The sequence below is a fragment of the [Micrococcus luteus] ATCC 49442 genome (genome assembly GCF_010367585.1).
Lineage (GTDB): Bacteria > Actinomycetota > Actinomycetes > Actinomycetales > Micrococcaceae > Arthrobacter > Arthrobacter luteus_A.
Map to the genome: position 1 here is coordinate 1 of NZ_JAAAXP010000002.1, position 16860 is coordinate 16860.

Below are 16860 nucleotides of genomic sequence, written 5' to 3' on the forward strand. Positions count from 1 at the left end.
TGCTTTCTCGGTGACCTGCTTGACCGGGAAATCCGGGAACGCCGCCAGCTCGCCCTGGATGAGCAGTGTGCCCTCGCGGCGCTTGAGGACGTCGACGCCGAGCAGCACCGGAGCAGTACCGGCGCGTGAGGTGCAGTCGAGCACATAGTCCACGCCCCGGCCGTTGGTCAGATCCATGATTTTCTCGCGCGGGTCCTCGGTGAGAACGTCGATTACCTCATCGGCGCCGAGTTCCTTGGCCAGCTCGAAACGGGCTTTGTCACGCGTGGTGCCGGAGACGATCACCTGGGCAGCGCCGGCGGTTCTCGCGGCAACAAGCTGGGCAAGGCCCTGCTGGCCGGGACCCTGGATCAGGACGGTGTCGTTGTAGCCGACGCCGGCGGTCAGGAGCGCCCATTCGATGCCGTTGGATAGCGGCATGACCAAGCCGGCCTCTTCCGCGGTGATGGTTTCCGGGATCTTGTGGAGCACCGCGTTCCACGGCAGATACATGTATTCCGAGAATCCGCCCCAGAGAGTTCCGGGGAAGTCAGCGGAGGTGTATCCGAAACGGCGCGCGTCCGGGTTGGTGCGCCAGTCGGTGGCCTCACAGTGGCGATATTCGCCAATGCGGCACCACTCGCAACTGAAGCAGGCAACATAATGCTCTACGAAGACGCGGTCGCCTTCTTCGAGTCCTTGGCGCTTCTTGAACTTTTCGCCGGCCTCCACGATGACACCGACGTTTTCATGGCCCATGATCACTGGGCCCTGCGTGGCCGCGGTTCTGGGCGGTTGTGAATAAAGCTTCACGTCCGTGCCGCAAATTCCTGCGACCTCGATCCTCAACAGGGCCGACTGATCGTCGATATTCGGCCGGTCAAATTCGCGCATTTCGGTGGTTCCCGGAGCAACCCGGACCGCCGCAAGCACTTTCTCAGACATCTACTGGCTCCTTCGAGCACGGCCTATAGGCCTTGGCAAAATGGTTAGTCCAATCTAACATGCAAGTGTTAGCCATCACTAGACCTCATCGGAGGCAACATGTCCGTCCAGCTTTCCGCTCTCAGCCGATCCCAAGGGAATAACAGCCGTGTCAAGGACGGTACGGTTGTCCCTGAGGGCTACTCGCTCGACTTCGAGGAGGTGCCCGTCCTCGTCCAGGGATTCCGTCGCATGGTCCGCGAGCTTGCCTTCGACGTCAGCGAAATAGCGCTCAGTACCTACCTCACCGCCAGGGAACACGGCGTAAAGTTCACCGCCCTGCCGATCTTCCTGGTCCGCGGTTTCCACCACAACGCGATCGTGGTCCGCCGCGACTCCGGCATCACCGATCCCGGACAGCTTGTGGGCAAGCGCGTCGGCGTGAACCGCGGATACACCGTGACCACCGGCGTTTGGGCCCGCGCAATTATGTCAAATCAGTACGGCCTTGACCTCGACTCCGTCACTTGGGTCCTCTCCGGCGACGAGCACGTCGAGGCGTACACGCCGCCGTCGAACGTCATTTCCGCCCCGGCCGGCAAGACGCTCGAACAGATGGTGCTCGACGGCGAGCTCGAGGCCGCAATCGGCGTCAAGAGCGACTCCCCCGACATTGTCCCGCTCATCCCGAACGCGAATGACGTCGCCCTCACAGCCTTGCGCACATCGGGCTTCTACCCGATCAACCACCTCGTGGTCATCAAGGACGAGGTCCTGGGGGCACACCCGGATGCAGCCGTGGCCGTGTTCGAGGCGTTCGCCGAGTCCAAGCGCCAGTATGTCGCCGATCTGAAGGCCGGTGCGATCGCTGAGCCCGATTCCGCTGACCGCCTCCACCTCAAGGTCCTCGAGGCGACAGGCTGGGATGACCCGCTCCCCTATGGCATCGAGCCGAACCGGGCCGTGCTCGCGGACCTCATCGAACAGGCAAGCAAGCAGCGCATCTTGACCAAGACCGTGAAGGTGGAGGAGCTTTTCGCGGAGTCCGTTCGCGGGCTCGTCGGCTAGGCAATAAGACTACTCGTATCCATATCGCCGCCGACCACGACTGCATCATGCTCAAAGCTCGGCTGCTGCTGTGGCTCCGCGAGCGTGGCCATGAGACGTTCGACGCCGGGGCTCACGAGCCCGGCATCGTCGTCGAATATCTGCCGATGTGCGCGGCGGTAAGCCGCCGTGTTACCCACGAAGAAGTGGAGTTGGCTATCGTGATCGGCGGCAGCGGGCAGGGCGAGGTGATCGCATGCAACAAGATCCGTGGCGTGCACGCGGGCATCGCCTACAGCCACTTCGCGGTGTAGATCTCCCGGGGAAACAATGACGCCAACGTCATGATGCTCGGCACCAAAGTCCTCGGCGATGATCAAGCGCTGGCGCTGATGGAACTGTGGGGACGCCGTTCAAGGGCCGGCAGCACGCAGACCGCGTGGCGATGATCAGCGAACTCGAAATCAGGGAACTGGAATCTGCGCCTGAATAGTGACCGGGACCGCGGTGCCCAGCTCGATGCAGCCCGTTTCACCCAGGGACGTCCCCGTGCACACGTGTATCAGGGCCCGCAGCGCGTTGCCATGCCCCACCACCACCACGGTTCGGTCCGCGGCGAGTTCCGGGGCCAGGACATTGCGCCAGTACGGCGTCAGACGCTCTACGACATCCGCAAGGCTCTCCCCGGCAGTGGCTGCCACTTCGGGAAGCGCGGCGTAGCGCGGATCGGCGCGCTGAGCGGCAAGTACGGTGTCGTCTGCCTGGGGCGGCCGGCCGTTCACGCCGCGGCGCCACCATTGAACATTTCCCGCGCCGAAGCGCGCTCGGGCTTCGTCTTTGACCAGGCCCTGAAGCGCGCCATAATGCCGCTCATTCAGCCGCCAGTGCGCGCTCGGTGTCAGCTCCCAGCCGGCTTCCTCGATCAGCAGGCGGGCCGTTTCCACGGCCCGCCTGAGAACGGAGGTGTGTACCGCGTCGGGACACAGCCCCGCGAGGCTCCCGGCGGCGTCGCGCGCCTCGGTGCGGCCGCGCTCGGTGAGGGGAACGTCGAGCCAACCGGCGAATACATCGTCGGCATTCGCGACGCTCTCACCGTGGCGCAGCAGCACCAGGCGGGGCATCAGTACTGCTCGAGGAAGGCTCGGATCCGTGCGGGGGCCGTTTCCGGAGTCTGATCGGCAACAGGAATGTCCCAGTAGTCGTGAACCGGGAGGCATTCTTCGAGGTAGCGCGCCGCGGATGGCGCGTGGGAGCTGTCCTGGCCGGGCACGATCAGCCCGGGCACCTGGAGGGCCATAAGATCCTCGGCTTCAACGCCCGGCACAGTGTCCCGGTCGAACAGACCCCGTACGGTTCCGCTCACGATCAGTTCGTACTTCTTCACGTCCAGAGAGGTGTAAGCCGTGGCGAAATCCTCGTCGCTGCGCAGCGGCGCAGCCCACGGCCCGACGCGTGGATCCTTGCTGAATCCGGCGGTGGTCGATCGGGCGAGTTCGACGACGGCATGCATGCCGTGCTCCATCGCGAAGGCGAGGTGCTGAGCGAAGCGGCGATGCTGAGCCATGCGGTACTGCGGTCCACCGGCAGGAGAGAACAGGACCATGCTGCGCACGCGTTTCGGGTGCCGGACGGCCAGCGCGGCCGCCGTCGAACACCCAACGCAACCGCCCATGGTGTGGACGCTTTCATAGCCTAGGTGATTGATGAGCCCCAGTGCCTGGGTCACATAACGGTCCCAAGCGAGGCGCTCCACTCGACCGCCGGACTGTCCGGACTCACGCCGGTCGAAAACGATGCAGGTGTAGCTGTCCTTGAGCGCATCGACGAAGCCGAGGTCCCGGTAGCGGCCGAAAGTGGTCCAGTTTTCCAGGGTGGAGTCGAATCCCCCCGGGCTGAACATCAGCAGCGGGGGACCGTCACCCACCGTTTCATAGCGGGTGGCGATTCCGTCAATTTCGACGACAGGCATGACTAGCTCCTCTTAACCTTGGCCGCGGAGATGTTGCGCTCCACGAATATCGGCGATGCACTCGGTCAGGGCGTCATAGGCAATGCGCCCCACATTGGCGTAGGTGGTGGGTTCCTTGTCGATCCACTTGGCGTTGTAGCCGATCGCGGCGGTGGACATCCGGATCCGGCCGTCGAGCCATGGACCGCCGCCGAAACCGCCGAGCACGGGGATGGAAACTGCGTCTACGACGGCTGGGCCCACGACCGGACCCGAGTTCGTGAAATTGAGCGCGACGGCACCCGCAGATTCAAGCCGCTTGGCCTCGGTGACGAACTGCTCCACCATCTCGTCCGGGACCAGGGCGCCTTCGGCCTGCGAGTACTCGACGCCATACTTGAGTGCTGTCTGCGGTGTGATGCCGAACTGCGCAAAGACTGGCACACCGGCACGTGTGACTGCCTCAACCGCCTCGGGGAAGTCGGCGGCGCCGTCGAGCTTGACGAGATCGACGCCTGCCTCTTTCACCAAGCGGATGGCTGCACTGACAGCCTCTCTAACGCCCTCTTGAAGCGGGCCGAAGGGGAAGTCGCAGCTCAGGAGCCCGTTGTCAACGCCACGGCGCACCGCTTTGGCCGCCACCAGGATCTCCTCCATGGTGATCTCCAACGGATGCGAATGGCCCCACAGGTTGACGCCTACGGAGTCGCCCACCGAAATGATGTCCGCGCCAGCGCGGTCGGCGATGCGCGCCATCTGGTAGTCCCAAGCGACGATGCAGGCACTCTTCTGGCGGGCCGCCTTCATGGCTTTGAGCTTCGGAATGGTCATGGTGCTCATGCCCGGGTGGCCCTCAGTAGCTCAATCAGATCGTCTTCTTCCGCCGGAACCAGCAGAATCCGGGCGTGGGGACGGAGGTGGAAGAGGGCATCACTGGTAAGCGCACCCGGGGCGACAACCAGCCCTGCCGTCATGATGCCGCGTTCACGGGCGAGATCGCCGATGGCGGCGACCGCCGTCGCGTTCTCACCGGAAGTGGTCACCATGACCACTGTATTGGTGTCGGTCATGACCTCATCCAAGGGCACGGTCGAAGCGCCTACCTCAGCCAGCACCCCGCCTGGGTCGGTTACGGAGAAGAAACGAGCCTGGCCCCAATCAAGCAAAGCCGCGGAGCGGATGATGCGCTCCGCTTCATCGTCGAAGGCGACAACGCGGGTGTTCCGTGCGGCCGTCAAAGGGTAGTCGATTCGGTACGCCGCTTCCTTGGCGGTCGCAGCCTCAGCACAGGAGCTCGGGCCGGCAGGCACAGAGCGAGAACCACCCGCGTGGTCGTGGTCGTGATCGTGGTCAGGCATGGCTCAGACCGACGTGTGCGGCTTGGCAGGCTCGGCGACCATGGCTTCACCGATGCCCTCGACGAAGGACTGATCGGCCGGGAGCACAATCGCGACCGAACGAACCCTTTGGTCCTTGGCGCGGTTGCCGGCAGGCTCGACGCCGTCCTGCAGCGCCTTGACGGCCTTGTAGAGCTTCTGACGGGCCTTGATGATGCCGGCGTCGGTGGCGACGAGACGTTCCTTGGTCCGGTCCACGAGCGGGCCCATCGACTCCTGCAGCGATGAGTCCTGAAGCGCGATGCCCTCAATGCCCGAGTAGTTTTCGCCCCGCTTCTGGGATTCACGGTCCATCAGATAGTCGTTGTCCTTGTTCGCCAATGGACGGTAGGACGCATCGTTCGCGCTGTGGACACCCTTGCCGGCACGCATCGCAGTGACCTCGGCCTCGGTGAGCGGGCGGGTGGGGTGGTAGTCGAAGCTGTATGCCCAGCAGTTTTCGTCGTCGATCGGCACCCAGAAGTGACCGTGGACGGGGTGGTCACCACGTGGCGGAACCATGGTGAAGTTCGGCAGCACCCACGGCGTCACGCGCCAGTAATACTTACCTTCTTCAGCGTTGCGGCGGGCCCCGATAAGCAGGCCGCCCTCAGAGTCGACCACCTCAAAGAAAGGCTTGAGATCGCCTTTGTTGTACTCGTTGCCCTTGGAGCCCTTGAAGAGCGGGTCGCTTTCCAAGTTGCCGCCGTGCAGGAAGGTGACGTGGCTCGAGTCGATGCCGCCCTCGAGAGCCTGGAGCCAGTTGCACTCCTGCAGGCGCTTGGAGGTGAAGACCTGGCCGTCCGGAACGGTGTAGGCTTCCCACTCAGGCAGCGGCGGCTGAGCGGCAGGGTCGCCAAGGTAAGCGAAGAGAACGTCGCCTCGCTTGACCATCGGGTAGGACTTCAGCTTGACGTTGGCGCAGAAGTTGCTCGTCGCCGGCTCGCTCGGGACCTCGACGGCCTGGCCGGTGACATCGTACTTCCAGCCGTGGTAGGGGCAGCGCAGGCCGCTTTCTTCATTGCGACCGAACCACAGCGAAACACCGCGGTGCGCGCAGAACTCGTCCATCAGGCCGTAGCGGCCTTCGGAATCGCGGAAAGCGATGAGACGCTCGGAAAGCACCTTCACGCGTACCGGCGGGCAGTCGTTCTCGGGGAGTTCCTCCGCGAGCAGCACCGGCTGCCAGTAGCGGCGGAAGAGGTCACCCATGGGCGTTCCCGGACCCGCCTGGGCCAACATTTCATTGATGTCCGTACGCAACATTTGCGAAGGATCCTTTCGTCCTGACTGAAGTAGAGAGTTACTCACCCTTGTCCGGGGTCTATGTGTACTTAGGCCCGGACGGGGAGATTTAGGGCTGCGTGGGGGGCAGGTCGACAACGAGACCGTGGAGCTTTTCTTCGAGCACAATCTGGCATCCGAGGCGGCTGCAATCGCGCGGCTCGGAGACACCCATGTCGATCAGGTCCGCCTCTATGTCACCCGGGGCGCCGACGGCGTCCCAAAATTCTTCGCGTACCCATACGTGGCAAGTAGCGCAGGAGTTGTTCCCACCGCACTCGCCGATGATGCCGGACACTCCATTGCGGAGAGCGACCGACATGACCGAGTCGCCGGTTTCGGCGTCAACAACAGTGGTTTCGCCTGCGGCACTGACATACGAAATCTTGACCATCTAAACCTCCTACTAATGGTCTAACCATTATGCCCTTGGAAGTTCGGGAGTGTCAACGATTTCTAGGGAGCTGTGTTGCCGGGGCATCATTTTTGCGCGCAGGCGAGGGCAGAATGGTGTTCCACCTCCGTTCAACCCCGGTGAATTTCCACACGGCAAGCACTGCGAGCCAGGCCGCCCAAGAAGAGCCCGACAATCAATCACAAAGCCGGCGTAGTCCAGTTGATGCTCGCGACCACCGCAGTCGGGCGCGTGTTTTCAGGGTGCTGGAGGCAGGCCATCCTGCCGGGGCATTGATGAGTTTGCGGCGGATCATGCCGATCCGGGCATCCACTGCACTCCCGTGGTTTAAACGCCGATAATCCTGGCGCGCAGAGACACTCCGCGGACCGCTTGCCTACCTAGACAGGCGCCCTGACTCAGATGTGCTCGCGGCCGCAGAAATCATGATTCCGTCTCGGCCCGCTCCCACCTGCGAAGCTCCAATTGAACAGCGGTGACGGCTGCAACCTCTTGCCCCTACGTCGAGACACGATTGACACTAATAATGCCTCAAGACAGCTTTAGTGCGTTGACACATATGCTGCGATAAAAAAGCATTAGTGTTTGAATTCAATGGAAGAAATGACGACCCATGAGGCCGGGGAACGCCTCGGCATCACCCAGGCTTCCGTCCGCCAGCTCGTCGGCTCCGGCCAGCTAACGGTCGTGGGCAAGGTCGGCGGGCTTTGCTGTTGAATCGCTCTTCAGTGGAACGGCGGGCAGCTGCAGGCAGCCGGCGCGGCCGTGCCTGGACCCCCAAGGTTGCTTGGGCGGCACTGACCATGCTCTCCGGCGGCAACCCCAGTTGGATCTCACCGTCGGAGAAGTCACGCCTCAAAAGCAGGATCCTAACCGCCGAGGACGTCGCCGCCCTGGCACGCCACAAGGACCGGGTCCGCCGCTACCGGGTGACGCCCGACGGAGTGCCTATCCTTCAGGATCACCTCATTCCCGGTGGCGTCTCGGCCCTGCGTAGTGCAGCAGTAGCAGCCAGGTTCGGCTTGACTGGCGGCAGTGGACTAGTCGAGGGCTATGTGATGCAAGGCGACGCCGAACATCTCGCCGAAGCCCTCGGGATGGTCGAAGACCCGGAAGGGAACGCCATCGTCCGTGAAGTGGGAGTCACTGAGCCCTTCGCTGAGGGCCATGCACCCCTGGCCGCGATCGCAGTAGACCTGATGGGCAGCCTCTCAACCCGCGAACGAAGCGCTGGCCAGCGCGTCATCAACGAGCTCCTCCACGTCTGAGCCGACGATGGAGATACCAGTCGAACCCACCGACGACCGCGAGGTCTGGGACGTCCCTGTGCCGCCGGGCGGCTGGGGTACGCCCTGGCCGCAGTGCGTGGAGCTCGGGCGAGAGCTGCCATCAACCCAGTGGACACTCATTGGCGGACTCATGGTACAGCTGCATTCGGCCGCCGCCGGCCTGGCCGTCTCCCGGCCAACAGCAGACGTCGACATCGTTCTGCACATCGAAACCGGGGCGACGACGACGTCATCGGTGGCCGCGGTCCTGAACAGGCTGGGATACACCCTGCAGAAATCCATCGACAAGGATGCCCCGGCCCACCGTTTCATGCGGGACAAGCAGCAGATCGATGTGATGGTCGCTGACTACCTGCCTCCGGCCAAGGTCCCGAAACTTGGCGGCCGCAAGCCCTTCCAGGTAGCCGGGGGCACGCAGGCGCTGCAGCGCACGGTCAACTGCCGTCTCGACGTCGACGGCGACCCCGCCCCAATCAGCATCCCCAATGCGCTCGGCGCCCTCGTTCTCAAAGGTGCCGCCTACCGGGAAGACTCACGCAACAAGGACCGCCACCTCGATGACGCCGTTGTCCTATGCGCGACGATCAGGAACCCCTCGTCACAGCAGTGCAGATGAAGGGCAGCGACAGATCCCGGATACTGACCCTGCACAAGGAGCTTTCGGATCCGGGGCACCGCTCCTGGCAACTGCTGGAATCGCCCAACAGGACGCCGACCATGGACGCCCTTCGAATCCTGGCCACCAACCACAACCTGCCTCCGGTCAACCGCCCTCAAGCGCCGCTAACAGCAGCATGGCCACCATCATGGTGATCATGACGACCGCCGGCAGTGGTGGCCGGCGCGGCCGACGGCAGCCGCACACAGGCAATAACAACGACGCCGGACCGCGTCGGCCGCGGCATCCCCTCGGCGGCCAGCTCGGGGCTTAGCCTGGCCGTTCCTGCGGGCTTCGGTGCTAATGAAATTCCGCGGCAGCACCTTCAGCAGGGCCAGAAGGCTGGTGGCGCCGGACTCACGCCGCTCTGGTTATGAAAATCAGGGCTCCCCGCGCTAGGCGGGCGATCATCTTGAGGTACACCCCAACCTGACATCAGGAGGCACGGCCAAAACCGTCAGAATAGGGCCCGAAATGGCGTTTTGCCACACTCACTCGGCATGGTCTTAAACTTCAATCTGACATCCCGCGTGCCGGACACTTATCTCGGTTGTTGGTGATCTAAGGTTGCGGAGGCACCGACGGCGCGTGTAGCGGAAGCCAAGATCACCGTGTTTGCGGACATGCAGTCCGCTTGCGAGCTGAGGGCTTGAGGTGCCACCAGTTAAGTGAAACTAGTGGGGGCGCACCGAGAAGTGATAGAGCGAATAATCGTCCGGGGCTACCGGTTGTTCCGCGATTTCGAATTGGAACCTAACGCGGGTGTGAATATCGTTGTCGGTGGCAACGAAGCTGGAAAATCGACCTTGCTGGAGGCAATTTCTCTTGGTCTTACCGGCCGTGTGAACGGCCGCCGTGCCGAGGAAGAGTTGAACCCCTACTGGTTCAACCGGGACATGGTGAAAGAGTATTTCGCGGCAATCGCGGCTGGTGAATCTCCTCCACCACCTGAAATCCTCGTCGAGCTGTACATGAACGACACAACCCCGGACGTGCAGATGCTTCGGGCTGTTTACAATTCCCGCGCTCAGGACGCCCCGGGACTATCCGTGCGCATCATGCCGTCGCCGGACTATGCCCAAGAGCTAGCAGAGTACCTTCGAGCTCCGAATCGACCAGACATTATCCCTGTCGAGTACTACGAGGTGGTGTGGAAGGACTTTTCAGGCGCGGCGATTAGGCGTAGGCCAAAAGGCTTAGGCGTCTCGTTCATCGACGCGCGAACGATCCGCTCGAGTTGGGGCCTTGACTATCACACACGCGAAATGCTGGGTGATTTTGTAGAAGCGAAAGAACGGGCGGCGATTTCTGTTGCTCACCGAACGGCTCGCCACGAGATTTCTTCGACTGCTCTCATTGACGTCAACAAGCGCATTGCGGAGCAGGGAACCAAGCTGCATGACAAGAACCTTGGACTGCAGATGGATCAGTCGGCGGGCGCTTCATGGGAAACCAACGTTGTGCCCCACGTGGGTGAAGTTCCCTTCGCACTTTCGGGTCAAGGGCAGCAGGCCGCGATAAAAGTCGCATTGGCGATGAATCGTTCGGCCGCGGACACATCCTTTGTGCTCATCGAGGAACCCGAGAACCACCTCTCCCACACCAGTCTCACTCGCCTGATAGCTCGTATTGAGACCCTTGCAGGCGGGCGTCAGGTGTTCATCACGACCCACAGCTCATACGTTCTCAACCGTCTTGGACTGGACAAGCTCCGGCTTCTCCATGCTGGTACGCCGGCTTCATTCGCCGCCATTTCCCAGGACACGGTGCGTTATTTCAAACGCTTGTCAGGATTCGACACTCTGCGGATTGTCTTGGCTGGCAAGTTGGTTCTTGCTGAAGGGCCATCTGACGAGATGCTCTTCGAACGAGCGTTCATCGATAAGTACGGAAAGACGCCAAGTGACGCGGGCATCGATGTGATGTCAATGTCTGGAGTTGCTCTTGGCCGTGCCATGGAGCTGGCTGCCGTTTTGGACCGGCAGGTAGCTGGTATCCGCGACAATGACGGCAAACCTCCCGCGCACTGGGAAAGCAAGGTAGCCGAGCACCTCGATCCGGGGAAGCGGCGGCTCTTTATCGGAGATCCTGCCCTCGGGAGGACTCTCGAGCCTCAGTTGCTTCATGTCAACGACGAGGCAACTTTGCGTTCCTTTTTTGGTATCAGAGACGCGACGAAGGCCACGCTTGAGTGGATGGCGGATCACAAAACAGAGAGCGCACTACTGCTGGCCGAGTCTCCATCGAGGATCAAGTACCCGGACTATTTGATGGCCGCCATCGAGTTTGTCGCATGAATCGGCTTACTCTCGCGGTTGCTGGTTCCCGTAAGACTCAATCGATTGTTGACGCCTGTGCACAGGGTGCGTCCGGGAGCCGGAGACTAGTAGTAACTTTTACGCAGACGGGCCAAGCCGAGCTGGAACGTCGACTCAAAGCGGAATGTACACCTGGATCCGTCCCAGAAGTCTTGGGTTGGTTCGCTTTCCTCCTGCGTCATTGTGTCCGCCCCTACTTGCCCTTGCTGTTCCCGGAACAGCAGCTTCGAGGTCTTAACTTCGAAGGAAAACCCGTTCGCGGCCGGTATGCAACTGGAGCCGAACGCTACTTTGATGCTGGAGGTCGCGCATACAAGCTTCACCTGTCCAAGCTCGCCCTGGAAGTCGTCAGAGCGAGTGTAGGTGCGGCGATGAGCCGGCTCTCGCACATTTATGACGAGATATACATTGACGAAGTTCAGGACCTGACCGGGTGCGACCTTCACATCCTTGAATGCCTCATGCGGATTGAGTCCCCGGACCTTCATATGGTGGGGGACGTTCGGCAGTCGGTTTTCGATACAAATCCCGAAGATCCGAACCTCAAGAAATATCGAGGCGTGGCGATGCTGAAGTGGTTCGCACTCCATGAAAAGGCGGGCCGACTCGACGTCTCACAGCGAGTCGAAACTTGGCGTGCAAACCAAGCCATTGCAGACTTCTCCGATCAACTCTTTCCGACCGATTTCAATTTTGCCTCCACTATCTCGCGACAGGATACGGTAACCGGTCACGACGGCATGTTTGCCATCACTGCCGCCGACGTCCCCGACTACATGCGCCAGTTCCAAGCCCAGCCGCTGAGGGAAAGCAAAACTACAGTCCGAACCTCCAGTCTTCCATTTCGGAATTTCGGCAAGGTCAAGGGTCTCACCTTCAACCGTGTCCTGATCTTCCCAACCAAACCCATCACCGACTACTTGACCCGAGGGACGAACCTCAAGCCGAAAACCGCATGTGGTCTGTATGTGGCGGTCACTCGCGCCAAGCATTCTGTTGCGATCGTTGTGCCAAAACCAGATGCGACCAGGCTCACGCCCTGGACCGCCACTCAGAGACGAAACTGATCTGACGCGACGAAATTGTCCAAAGGCCTTTGGACAATTGGTTCCGCTGCCCACAGCAGGGGACAATCCTGATGGGTTATCCACCGCTACTGCTGCTGAGGGAGCTACTCCAATTGCTCCCGATCCCAGCCGTGGATAACCCGGATTGACCCCAACTGCGGACTGCTCAGTTCTCTGCGTGCCGTTACGACGTGTGCCCCTTTCCTCACTCCCATTCAATTCGAGTACTAAAAGCCTTGTCTTGATGGTTCTGATACTCGCGTGGGGCGTTCCTGTTGCGTAGGGCATCCCCTTGTTCATTAGACTGCTAGCCTTATTTCATGGCAAAAAAGACAGTCGTGCTGCTGGAAGATGATATTGATGGCTCGGAAGCTAAGGAAACGATATCTTTCGCCTTAGACGGTACTGAATATGAGATTGACCTCAATGAGGGTCATGCGAACGAACTGCGTGAAGCACTGGCACGCTTTGCCAATGCTGGCCGCAAAGTAGCTGGCGGACGTGGCCGTTCGGCAGCCCGCACCAGGTCCTCCTCGCAGGGTGGCCCGGACGCCAAAGGGGTACGCTTGTGGGCGGCTGAGAACGGCATCCAGGTAAATACACGTGGTCGTATCCAAGCGGATGTCGTAGAGAAGTACGAAGCGGCTCACTAGGCCAGTAAAAACAAAATCGGGGCCGGAATTAATTACTGTTTCCGGCCCTGATTTTTTATTTACGGGATATTGCATCCTGTGCTGACCTCTTCATACAGGAATAGTCCGCACGTCTGGGAACCAGCCCGCTGGGGCTTTCTTTGGTTCGAGGTGTTCGGGGTCTCGGTGTTTTTGCATGTCGCATTTGTAGAACGGTCCGCGTGGGTCGAGGAGCACGCTCATGTGGTGGTCTGCGTGGTCTTTGAACCAGACGCTGATGCCGGTTGCTCCGTCGAGTCGTAGGTGTTCCCAGGCTCGCCACAGGGCTTCTATTCGGGAGACTGCTTCGGGGTGGAAGTACCATTCGAGGCACCATTTTGCGGCGCGGCCGTCGACGTCGCGGACGTAGGTGGGCAGCAGCTGTTCGTGCAGGAATGCTTCGGTTGAGCCGTAGACGAGTTCCGGCGGCTTTTGCTCCTCCCCTGCCGGGCTGGCAGGCTCGTCCGCACTGGTGCTGGGGGCTTCGCTGAATCTGCCGATGTCGATGGTCATTTCAACTCCTCCTACCCGGTTACCCAGGGATTAGCGGTCGGCGCGGCCGAGACCGGAACTGGCTCAACTTCGGGCTGCGGGCTGTACTTTTTGATCGATGCCTCTACGGCTTCTTTGTGGGGTCCGGTGTACCAGGGCATGGTGCGGACCAACGTGGCCGGCGCACCGGAGGCGAGGACGACCGCGCGGCCGCGGTCCAACTCAGCGAGGTTGGAGACATCGAAGATGCGTTCCTTGCCCTCTTGGCGTGAGCGGCTGGAGCCGGTTTTGCCGGAGGAGATGGAGACGTTGGTGTAGCTGTAATCCCCGATGAGGTCCGAGAGCGCGCGGAGGAATCCTTCTTCGGCGACGCCGCCGCCGTAGACCTTGACGTTGGCGGCGGACCAGATTTTCCGCATGTTCGCCTCGCCCCAGAGTTCGACGCCTTGGGACCATGACTGCAGGATGCCCATGACGATCAGGCCCTTGGAGCCGTAGTGGCTGAACTGGTCCGGGAGGGCGGCCCAGCGGACCACGTTTGCCAGCTCATCGAGGGCGAACAGTGCAGGTTTGGTCAGGCGGCCGCCGCTGCGCTCGGCGCGTTCTTCCATGGCCTCGGCGATGGCCACGGTCAGCGCCGTGGTGAGCGGGGCGGCGGAGCCGGCGCCTTCCTTGGAGAGGATGTAGATCGTCTCCTGTGAAGCGGCGAAGGCGTGCGGGTTGAACTGCCGGCGGGCATCCGTGGCTACCGTTGCGCCGCCTGTCGGGGCGACCCAGCGCAGCGTGTTCCTGGACTTGAGGCACTGAATCATCTTCTCGGCCGTGCCGAAAATACCGTCGCGCTGCTTGTCGGCCAGCTTCAACGTGGACTCCAGGCCCTTGTACTGCAGCTCGTAGTCATGCTCTTTGAGGATTTCAATGGGTTCCTGGCTGACCTGCTCTGTCACCCATACGTAGACCTGCGTGATGGGCAGCCCGCCGAGTGCGGCCGCGAGGAAGTACGAGGAGAGAATATCCTCGGCCTTCGGATCGAAGTAGGCATCGGGCTTTGACCCTGGCACCCGTGAACCGACCGAGAAGTGCTGGGTGAGTTTGTACGCCTTTTCTTCGTCGGTGACGTAGGAGAGCGGGTTCCACCACCAGTGCGGTTCCTCCTGGGCGATCTTTTGCGGATCGAAGACCCATACTGGGGCCGTGTTCTCGCGGACGCCGCGGGTGCCGTCCACGACGTCGCGCTTGTTCGAGGTGGAGACAACGGCACCGGGTGCGTCGAGGATCGCGGGAATGACACGGGAGGTGGATTTACCGGTGCGTGGTCCCCAGATGTCGAGGCTGAGGTCTTCCCAGGGCTGAATGAACTTCTGGCCGGTGGAGACGACCTTGCCCACGATGATTCCGGGGGTGTCCGTCACACCGAGACGTTCGGCCGTGGCTTTGGCGCCCTTCTCGGAGAACGCGGCCAGCGACTTCCCACGCCCCAGGTAGCGGGCGGCCTTGTCCACGCGGGCACGTTTGGACGCGCCTTGTTTCCAGGCCACCAACACGACGATGGCAAGCGCCAGGATCAGGCCCGCCATGAGGCCTGCGGCGACAGTGGCCTGGGTGGGCCAGGGCACCCGGCCCTTAACGAGCCCGGCAACCAGATCGATGGGATGGGCAGGTGGTGCGTCGATGCCGGCCATCCAGGAGCCGAGGTGGGCGGCCGCGTAGGTCCCGCCGCCGAAAACGATGATGAAGCCGATGGCCAGCCAGACCAGCAGGGCGTCCTCGAGGCCCATTCCTTTGCGGTTTGGTGCACTCACAGTGTTCCTCCTTCGGTGGGCAGCGCAGGGGCTGCCGGGTCCATGAGTGTTACGGCGGGTTCGTGCCAGCGGGTGTCGGTGTCGTTCAGGCCGTCGGTCTTCTCGATGGAGGTCAGCCCGATCTGGACGGGGATGCCGGGGCGGCCGCCGACCTTGATGAGGAACTTCCCCCGTCCGGGGGGTTCTACGTCGAGCCCGCGTGAGTCCCAGGCGGGTGGGTCCTGCCAGGAGATGAGTTTCTGCTGTTCCTGCCGGGAGAGGGGTATGGCTGCGGTCAGGAGGGGCATTTCCGAGGCGGGCAATCCGCCGCAGATGACCATGCCGGAGCGTTCGACGAAGCCGCGGGCCTTCATCCGGTCCTCTTCGGCTGGGAGGGCGAGCAGGTCGGACATGGTGTGGGAGATCATGATCTGCCCGACGCCTACGGAGCGGTTGAGCCGGGTGAGGGCGTCCACCCGGTCGACCATTCCTTTGCCGGAGCGCAGCGCCCGCCACAGTTCGTCCAGGACGACGAAGTAGTTCCTGCGCGGTTCCAGGCCCGCGTCGGCCAGGGCGTTGGCGACGTTGACGGTGCCGAATCCGTAGGACCAGCACGCGAGCAGCACGGCGGCCTGCAGGTCGGTTTCGGTCTCGTCGATGCTGGAGACATCGAAGACCACGGCGCGGTCCCGTTTCATGGGGTTGGTGGTCTGTTGGGAGAAGATTTCTCCCAGTTTCCCTCCCCCGGTCAGGCCCAGCAGGGTTGCTTCCAGCGCGCGTGTCTCCTGCAGGTAAACGTTCATGTCGCCGCGGTCCAGTGCGACCTGCCGCAGTTCGTCCGGTGCGGAGACAATGACGTCCAGGAGGTCTTTCAGGACCGGGATGCCCTCGTACCGGTCATCGAGGACCCGCAGCGCCCGGTCCAGGATCGTCTGTTCCTGGTCGGTGGGCGGGTTGTTCCGGCTGATCGTGATGAGGGAGACGACCATGTTCAGGCGGCGGCCGTGCGCGTCAGCCCGGACCCGGGTGGCGGCCTCACGGTGGCCGTTCGCCTCGAGGAGCTGGGCGACCTCGACAGCCTGGCCGGGATCAAGAATGTTCAGGTAGCCCACGCCGCGGCCGAGGGAAATGACCTGCCCGCCGAGGGCCTTGACCGCCTTGATGTGCTCGCCCTTGAGGTCGCCCAGAATGAGTGGGTGAACGCCTTGGGCGGACAGGCCCAGGAACATGCGCCGCACCAGTGTGGACTTGCCCAGCCCGGGCTTGCCCAGGATGAAGGCTGAGGGGTTGGAAATGAGCCGTGCCCGTTGGAACCAGCTGATCGGGTCACAGCAGACCGTGGCCTGGGTTTCCTCGTGGCGTCCCAGCGGAACCCCGATCATGGGCGAGGACGCCCCGGAGGAAAACGGCCACAGCCCGCAGACCTGGACCGTCGTTCCTCGGTACTCCGTAACGGACGGAACGAGCGCGGCCGTTCCCCCGCCACGCCCGGCCCACCCACGGGCACCCGGGCCGGCCTCCCGGGGCTGCTTCCCACCCTTGCCCGTGGGCGCACTCCTTGCTGGCTTTACTGTCTTTGCGGTCATTGACGTCAAAAACTCTTTAATGGCC

At 62.2% G+C, this 16860-nt stretch carries 18 protein-coding genes; 8 read left to right on the forward strand and 10 right to left on the reverse strand.

The window, feature by feature from the left end; translation table 11 throughout:
• Positions 1-924 (reverse strand): zinc-dependent alcohol dehydrogenase (locus tag GUV69_RS21725; RefSeq protein ID WP_164206867.1); only part of this gene is annotated, 924 nt, incomplete at its 3' end.
• A gap of 99 nt (positions 925-1023) precedes the next feature.
• Here GUV69_RS21725 and GUV69_RS21730 point away from each other — a divergent pair.
• Both GUV69_RS21730 and GUV69_RS21735 read left to right on the forward strand, forming a co-directional pair.
• Positions 1024-1971, forward strand: coding sequence for a substrate-binding domain-containing protein (locus GUV69_RS21730; protein WP_164206869.1), 948 nt, complete (start codon positions 1024-1026; stop codon positions 1969-1971).
• Between the two features lie 23 nt (positions 1972-1994).
• Positions 1995-2264, forward strand: a complete 270-nt coding sequence (locus GUV69_RS21735; RefSeq protein ID WP_280113785.1) for an RpiB/LacA/LacB family sugar-phosphate isomerase — start codon at positions 1995-1997, stop codon at positions 2262-2264.
• 150 nt (positions 2265-2414) lie between these two features.
• On the opposite strand, the gene GUV69_RS21740 is transcribed toward GUV69_RS21735, so the two are convergent.
• The 6 genes from GUV69_RS21740 to GUV69_RS21765 form a co-directional block, all read right to left on the reverse strand.
• The gene (locus tag GUV69_RS21740; RefSeq protein ID WP_164206873.1) at positions 2415-3071 is read right to left on the reverse strand and encodes a 2,3-bisphosphoglycerate-dependent phosphoglycerate mutase; all 657 of its coding nucleotides are present in this window, start codon (positions 3069-3071) and stop codon (positions 2415-2417) included.
• Positions 3071-3919 carry an alpha/beta fold hydrolase gene (locus GUV69_RS21745; protein WP_164206875.1) on the reverse strand — a complete coding sequence of 283 codons (849 nt, stop codon included), beginning with the start codon at positions 3917-3919 and terminating at the stop codon, positions 3071-3073. The genes GUV69_RS21740 and GUV69_RS21745 overlap by 1 nt, the downstream gene beginning before the upstream one ends.
• Positions 3920-3931: 12 nt before the next feature.
• Positions 3932-4738: a 3-methyl-2-oxobutanoate hydroxymethyltransferase gene (locus tag GUV69_RS21750; RefSeq protein WP_164206877.1), complete on the reverse strand. Its 807-nt coding sequence runs from the start codon at positions 4736-4738 to the stop codon at positions 3932-3934.
• Entirely contained in the window at positions 4735-5256 is a 522-nt protein-coding gene (locus GUV69_RS21755; RefSeq protein WP_164206879.1) for a 3-methyl-2-oxobutanoate hydroxymethyltransferase, read from the reverse strand. The genes GUV69_RS21750 and GUV69_RS21755 overlap by 4 nt, the downstream gene beginning before the upstream one ends.
• Before the next feature lie 3 nt (positions 5257-5259).
• Positions 5260-6540: an aromatic ring-hydroxylating dioxygenase subunit alpha gene (locus GUV69_RS21760; protein ID WP_164206881.1), complete on the reverse strand. Its 1281-nt coding sequence runs from the start codon at positions 6538-6540 to the stop codon at positions 5260-5262.
• An 88-nt stretch (positions 6541-6628) separates the two neighbouring features.
• Positions 6629-6952: a 2Fe-2S iron-sulfur cluster-binding protein gene (locus GUV69_RS21765; RefSeq protein WP_164206883.1), complete on the reverse strand. Its 324-nt coding sequence runs from the start codon at positions 6950-6952 to the stop codon at positions 6629-6631.
• A gap of 615 nt (positions 6953-7567) precedes the next feature.
• Here GUV69_RS21765 and GUV69_RS23465 point away from each other — a divergent pair.
• From GUV69_RS23465 to GUV69_RS21790, 6 genes are all read left to right on the forward strand, one after another.
• Positions 7568-7690, forward strand: coding sequence for a hypothetical protein (locus GUV69_RS23465; RefSeq protein WP_280113779.1), 123 nt, complete (start codon positions 7568-7570; stop codon positions 7688-7690).
• Entirely contained in the window at positions 7687-8241 is a 555-nt protein-coding gene (locus GUV69_RS21770; protein ID WP_244292931.1) for a DNA-binding protein, read from the forward strand. Before GUV69_RS23465 ends, GUV69_RS21770 begins: the two co-directional genes overlap by 4 nt.
• Positions 8242-8248: 7 nt before the next feature.
• Entirely contained in the window at positions 8249-8878 is a 630-nt protein-coding gene (locus GUV69_RS21775) for a hypothetical protein (protein ID WP_244292933.1), read from the forward strand.
• A 737-nt stretch (positions 8879-9615) separates the two neighbouring features.
• Positions 9616-11217, forward strand: a complete 1602-nt coding sequence (locus GUV69_RS21780; protein ID WP_164207137.1) for an ATP-dependent nuclease — start codon at positions 9616-9618, stop codon at positions 11215-11217.
• Positions 11218-11435: 218 nt separating this feature from the next.
• Positions 11436-12305, forward strand: a complete 870-nt coding sequence (locus GUV69_RS21785) for a UvrD-helicase domain-containing protein (RefSeq protein ID WP_164206885.1) — start codon at positions 11436-11438, stop codon at positions 12303-12305.
• A 320-nt stretch (positions 12306-12625) separates the two neighbouring features.
• On the forward strand, positions 12626-12958 hold the full coding sequence (locus GUV69_RS21790; protein WP_164206887.1) for a histone-like nucleoid-structuring protein Lsr2: 333 nt from the start codon (positions 12626-12628) through the stop codon (positions 12956-12958).
• 90 nt (positions 12959-13048) lie between these two features.
• Here GUV69_RS21790 and GUV69_RS21795 read toward each other — a convergent pair whose 3' ends face one another.
• The 3 genes from GUV69_RS21795 to GUV69_RS21805 are packed head-to-tail and all read right to left on the reverse strand — an operon-like array spanning position 13049 to position 16835.
• A complete protein-coding gene (locus GUV69_RS21795) occupies positions 13049-13489 on the reverse strand; it encodes a DUF4913 domain-containing protein (RefSeq protein WP_164206889.1) in 441 nt (146 codons plus the stop codon).
• A gap of 11 nt (positions 13490-13500) precedes the next feature.
• Complete coding sequence (locus GUV69_RS21800) at positions 13501-15270, reverse strand: type IV secretory system conjugative DNA transfer family protein (protein ID WP_164206891.1); 1770 nt, start codon at positions 15268-15270, stop codon at positions 13501-13503.
• The gene (locus GUV69_RS21805; protein WP_431197136.1) at positions 15267-16835 is read right to left on the reverse strand and encodes a helicase HerA domain-containing protein; all 1569 of its coding nucleotides are present in this window, start codon (positions 16833-16835) and stop codon (positions 15267-15269) included. Before GUV69_RS21805 ends, GUV69_RS21800 begins: the two co-directional genes overlap by 4 nt.
• Positions 16836-16860: the final 25 nt, after the last annotated feature.

Coding starts and splice junctions, on each gene's coding strand:
- GUV69_RS21730 (WP_164206869.1), top strand. CDS start 1,024: ATGTCCGTCCAGCTTTCCGCTCTCAGCCGATCCCAAGGGAATAACAGC.
- GUV69_RS21740 (WP_164206873.1), bottom strand. CDS start 3,071: ATGCCCCGCCTGGTGCTGCTGCGCCACGGTGAGAGCGTCGCGAATGCC.
- GUV69_RS21745 (WP_164206875.1), bottom strand. CDS start 3,919: ATGCCTGTCGTCGAAATTGACGGAATCGCCACCCGCTATGAAACGGTG.
- GUV69_RS21750 (WP_164206877.1), bottom strand. CDS start 4,738: ATGAGCACCATGACCATTCCGAAGCTCAAAGCCATGAAGGCGGCCCGC.
- GUV69_RS21755 (WP_164206879.1), bottom strand. CDS start 5,256: ATGCCTGACCACGATCACGACCACGACCACGCGGGTGGTTCTCGCTCT.
- GUV69_RS21760 (WP_164206881.1), bottom strand. CDS start 6,540: ATGTTGCGTACGGACATCAATGAAATGTTGGCCCAGGCGGGTCCGGGA.
- GUV69_RS21765 (WP_164206883.1), bottom strand. CDS start 6,952: ATGGTCAAGATTTCGTATGTCAGTGCCGCAGGCGAAACCACTGTTGTT.
- GUV69_RS23465 (WP_280113779.1), top strand. CDS start 7,568: ATGGAAGAAATGACGACCCATGAGGCCGGGGAACGCCTCGGCATCACC.
- GUV69_RS21775 (WP_244292933.1), top strand. CDS start 8,249: ATGGAGATACCAGTCGAACCCACCGACGACCGCGAGGTCTGGGACGTC.
- GUV69_RS21790 (WP_164206887.1), top strand. CDS start 12,626: ATGGCAAAAAAGACAGTCGTGCTGCTGGAAGATGATATTGATGGCTCG.
- GUV69_RS21795 (WP_164206889.1), bottom strand. CDS start 13,489: ATGACCATCGACATCGGCAGATTCAGCGAAGCCCCCAGCACCAGTGCG.
- GUV69_RS21805 (WP_431197136.1), bottom strand. CDS start 16,835: ATGACCGCAAAGACAGTAAAGCCAGCAAGGAGTGCGCCCACGGGCAAG.